Origin of the sequence: Embleya sp. NPDC056575, from assembly GCF_042793325.1 — a bacterium.
GTDB lineage: Bacteria > Actinomycetota > Actinomycetes > Streptomycetales > Streptomycetaceae > Embleya.
Genome location: NZ_JBHTVA010000007.1, coordinates 1 through 4,489, shown reverse-complemented (window position 1 = coordinate 4,489; position 4,489 = coordinate 1). Strand labels below are relative to the sequence as shown.

The following is a 4,489-nucleotide window of genomic DNA, read 5'->3' as shown; positions in this document are numbered from 1 at the left end:
CGGGGCCCCGGGCGCGGCCTAACCGCCCTCGGCGGGTGCCCCCCCGGGGGGGGACGCCGGCGCCGGTCGCCGGCGGCCTACGGGACGTCGGAGGAGTGGCCCGGGAAGACGTGCGCCGAGGGGTCGATCACGGTCATCGCGTTGTTGACCGCGGTGGCCGCTTCGCCGAAGCCGGTGGCGATCAGCTTGACCTTGCCGTCGTAGTCGACGATGTCCCCGGCGGCGAACACCCGCTCCAGGTTGGTGCGCATCGCCTGGTTCACCACGATGTGCCGCTTGCGCTGCTCCAGGCCCCATTGGGTCATCGGGCCCAGGTCCGCGACGAAGCCGAGCGCGGCCACCACCGCCTGGACCGGCAGGGTGCGTACCGCGCCGTCGAGCTTGCCGACCACATCCGCCGCCCGCACCTGCCCGTTGCCGTGCAGGGCGGTGACCTCGGCGGAGGTGATCACCTCGGTGGTGGAGGCCAACACCCGCCGCACGGTGTGCTCGTGCGCGCGGAACTTGTCCCGCCGGTGGACCAGGGTGATCGACTTGGCGATCGGCTCCAGGCTGGTCGCCCAGTCGAACGCCGAGTCACCGCCGCCCACGATCAACACGTCGAGTCCGGCCAGATCGGCCAGGCGCGGCACGAAGTAGCGCACACCCTCGCCGGTGAACGCGTCGGCCGCCGGCAGCGGGCGCGGACTGAAGGTGCCGATACCGCCGCTGATCAACACCACCTTGGTGCGCACCACCAGGCCACTCGCGCAGGTGATCGTGACGCCCTCCTCGTCCTGCGCCAACTGCTCGGCGCGGTGCCCGAGGAGGTAGTTCGGCTCGAACGGGGCGGCCTGTTCGACCAGCGCGTCGACCAGGTCCTGGCCCTTGATCGCGGGGAAGCCCGCGACGTCGTAGATCATCTTCTCCGGGTACATCGCGGAGATCTGCCCACCGGGTTCGGGCAGCGAGTCGACGAGCGCGGTGCGCAGGCCCCGGAATCCCGCGTAGTAGGCGGCGTACAGGCCCGTCGGGCCCGCGCCGACGACGAGCAGATCGGTGTCGACGGTGGTGGACACACGCGCTCCTTCCCGAGCGGGGTTGCCCGGACACTAGCCCAAGGACACACGGCCTTCGCCGAGTTCGTGCCCCGCGTCACACGAACGGAAGCACCAACCGCACGCGAGGTAGCCCAACGGTGGGCAAAAGTCCATACGTGAGCGTATGGAAACCGTGGAACTTGTTCTCATCCGGCTCGCCGGTCGTTAGGGTCCCATCCATGGAGTTCTCCTGCGCGCCGCCGCGACGATCGGCCCTTCGGCGCCGATCGCGATGGGCGCGGACCACGGTCGCGCCCGGCCTCGGCGCCACGGCCCGCCCCGGGTTAGCCCCGCGAGCGCACCGCCCGCCCGTGCCGCGCCCGGTCGACTCACCCTCACGGGCGAAGGCGAACGTGTGTGCGGCAAACTGGCGGCGCCCGCGCACCGCGGCGTGATCGAGGTCGCCTGCCGGCGGCTCGGTCCCGATCCGGTACGCGAGTTCGCGGCGCCGCGCCCCGGTGGCGAGGCGGCCACACCGACCTGATCCGCTTCGAGCCCGTTCGAATCCCGCACGACCGCGAGGACGCACCATGACCCTGTTCCCCGGCAGGGACTCCGACGTCACCACCGCCGTCGCCGCTCTGCTGGCGAAGTGCCGACTGTCGATACCCCGCACCTGGATACTCACCGCGCTCGACTACGCGTGGCACGACGAGCGCCCCGTCGTGGTCCTGCGCCACCAACCCGCCGGCGATCCGCGCCCCGGCGGCGCGCACGCCAGCGTGGTGGTCGACCGCGCCGACGGCACCCTGCTGGGCTGGACCCGGCTGGACGGCCCGCGTCCGGGGCCGCTGCCCGGCACCGAGGAGGCGCACGCCGCCGCCGAGGCGTTTTGGCACCACGTCGATCCGCTGCACGCCGAGGGGCTGACCGTGCAGTGGGTCGCCCAGCACGACGAGACCATCGCCACCGCCTCCGGTCGGGCCGGTTCGGTGAGCGGAATGAGGGTCAACGCGCGTCACATCAACGGGCTCTACACGTGGGCGGTGCTCGCGGGGGACCTGTCCGTGCTCACCTACGAGCGCGACGTGCAGTGGGACGAGCGGGCCGCCCGACGGCGCACCCAGATGTGGCTGCACGACCGTTGGCGGGCCGCCGTGGACGGCACCGCGCCGGCTCCCGGCGCGCCGTACGCACCGGCCCGTCGCTGACTTCGTTCCCGAGCAACTGCCCGAAAATTTTGGCAAGTTCGTCGAAACCCCAGCTCACGCGGGTCCTTCGGGGCCCGCGTGCGGCGTTTTCGGGGCCGGGCGCGGTGGTTGGTCCAGACCATTTTGGTACAGACCATTGACCTCTGGTCCAGACCTTTCCTACGCTCACGGGAACCCCGGTGGGGTGGTGGTCGAATCGTTTCCCCACCGGCTGGTGCACGTCCCCGCATGTCTGGCCCCACTCGAGGAGCACCCTTGAGCACAGGAACCAAACAACGCACCACCTTGTCCCGACGCACTCTCGTCGCCATGATGAGCGCCCTGCTGCTTCCCCTCGCGGCGATGGTCGGCCTCGCGTCCCCCGCACAGGCCGCCGGCACCACCGCGACATTCGTCAAGACCTCCGACTGGGGCTCCGGCTTCGGCGGAAGCTGGACCGTCAAGAACACCGGAACCGCCGCGATCAGCTCGTGGACCCTGGAATGGGACTTCCCCGCCGGCACCGCCGTCGGCTCGTCCTGGGACGCCACCGTCACGCGCACCGGCGACCACTACAGCGCCAAGAACGTCGGCTGGAACGGCACCGTCGCCCCCGGCGCCTCGGTGACCTTCGGCTTCAACGGCACCGGCCCCGGCAACCCCACGGGCTGCAAGATCAACGGCGCCTCCTGCGACGGGGGACCCACGAACCCCGGCGACAACCCGCCATCGGCGCCCGGAACGCCCGTGGCGAGCAACGTCGGCGACAACGGCGCCACGCTCACCTGGACCGCGGCCACCGACGACCACGGCGTCAAGAACTACGACGTGCTGCGCGGCGGCACCAAGGTCGCCACCGTCGCCACGACCACCTACACAGACGGCGGCCTCGCCGCGGGCACCGACTACACCTACACCGTCGTCGCCCGCGACAACGCCGACCAGACCGGCCCCGCGAGCGCCCCGGTCACCGTGCACACCACCGGCGGCGGCAACCCCGGCGGCGGCGGAAACGCGGTCAAGCTCGGCTACTTCACCAACTGGGGCATCTACGGCCGCAACTACAACGTGAAGAACATCGTCACGTCCGGCTCGGCCGCCAAGATCACCCACATCAACTACGCCTTCGGCAACGTCCAGGGCGGCAAGTGCACCATCGGCGACTCCTACGCCGACTACGACAAGGCGTTCACGGCGGATCAAAGCGTCAGCGGCGTCGCCGACAACTGGGAGCAGCCGCTGCGCGGCAACTTCAACCAATTGCGCCAGCTCAAGGCCAAGTACCCCAACATCAAGGTCCTTTGGTCCTTCGGCGGCTGGACCTGGTCCGGCGGCTTCGGCCAGGCCGCGGCCAACCCCGCCGCGTTCGCCGAGTCCTGCTACAACCTGGTCGAGGACCCGCGCTGGGCCGACGTGTTCGACGGCATCGACCTCGACTGGGAATACCCCAACGCGTGCGGCCTGACCTGCGACACCAGCGGTGCCGCGTCGATCAAGACGCTGCTCGCGGCCACCCGCGCCAAGTTCGGTGCCAACAACCTGGTCACCGCGGCGATCACCGCCGACGCCTCCTCGGCCGGCAAGATCGACGCGGCCGACTACGGCGGCGCCTCCGCGTCCGTCGACTGGTACAACGTGATGACGTACGACTTCTTCGGCGCCTGGGACGCCAAGGGCCCCACCGCCCCCCACTCGCCGCTGACCTCGTACACCGGCATCCCCAAGGACGGCTTCAACTCCTCGGACGCCATCGCCAAGCTCAAGACCAAGGGCGTACCGGCGAACAAGCTCCTCCTCGGCATCGGCTTCTACGGCCGCGGCTGGACCGGCGTCACCCAGGACGCGCCCGGCGGCACCGCCACCGGCGCCGCCCCGGGCACCTACGAGGCCGGCATCGAGGACTACAAGGTGCTCAAGAGCAGCTGCCCCACCACCGGCCTCGTGGCCGGCACCGCCTACGCCAAGTGCGGCAGCAACTGGTGGAGCTACGACACCCCGGCCACCGTCGCCTCCAAGATGCACTGGGCCAAGGCGCAGAACCTGCGCGGCGCGTTCTTCTGGGAGTTCAGCGGTGACACCACCAACGGCGAACTCGCGGCCGCGATCCACAACGGCCTGGGCTAGCCCCGAAGGCGCGGCCACGAACGCGGCCGCCTTCACCGCTTCGTGACCGCACGGTCGTGGGCGGGGCCCCCCGGGGGGGCGGGGCCCACACCCCCCCCCCCGCCCCCCGGGCCCCACCACCCCCCCCAATGCCCCGCCCCCCCCCCCCCCCCCCCC

4 protein-coding genes are annotated in these 4,489 nt (G+C 71.2%); 3 read left to right on the top strand and 1 reads right to left on the bottom strand.

Annotated elements, in window-relative coordinates:
* Positions 1-77: 77 nt before the first annotated feature.
* The gene (locus tag ACFRCG_RS07170) at positions 78-1,058 is read right to left on the bottom strand and encodes an NAD(P)/FAD-dependent oxidoreductase (RefSeq protein ID WP_380029662.1); all 981 of its coding nucleotides are present in this window, start codon (positions 1,056-1,058) and stop codon (positions 78-80) included.
* A 376-nt stretch (positions 1,059-1,434) separates the two neighbouring features.
* Here ACFRCG_RS07170 and ACFRCG_RS07165 point away from each other — a divergent pair, with 376 nt between their 5' ends.
* The 3 genes from ACFRCG_RS07165 to ACFRCG_RS07155 all read left to right on the top strand — a co-directional run bounded on the left by ACFRCG_RS07165 (position 1,435) and on the right by ACFRCG_RS07155 (position 4,333).
* Positions 1,435-1,563, top strand: a complete 129-nt coding sequence (locus ACFRCG_RS07165; RefSeq protein WP_380029660.1) for a hypothetical protein — start codon at positions 1,435-1,437, stop codon at positions 1,561-1,563.
* Positions 1,564-1,609: 46 nt separating this feature from the next.
* On the top strand, positions 1,610-2,230 hold the full coding sequence (locus ACFRCG_RS07160) for a hypothetical protein (RefSeq protein WP_379997349.1): 621 nt from the start codon (positions 1,610-1,612) through the stop codon (positions 2,228-2,230).
* Between the two features lie 309 nt (positions 2,231-2,539).
* Positions 2,540-4,333 (top strand): glycosyl hydrolase family 18 protein, encoded by a 1,794-nt coding sequence (locus ACFRCG_RS07155; protein ID WP_380029918.1) that lies wholly within the window; start codon positions 2,540-2,542, stop codon positions 4,331-4,333.
* Positions 4,334-4,489: the final 156 nt, after the last annotated feature.

Bases quoted from the DNA above. Each gene is read 5' to 3' on its own strand.
- ACFRCG_RS07155 (WP_380029918.1), top strand. From the start codon at position 2,540: ATGATGAGCGCCCTGCTGCTTCCCCTCGCGGCGATGGTCGGCCTCGCG.
- ACFRCG_RS07160 (WP_379997349.1), top strand. From the start codon at position 1,610: ATGACCCTGTTCCCCGGCAGGGACTCCGACGTCACCACCGCCGTCGCC.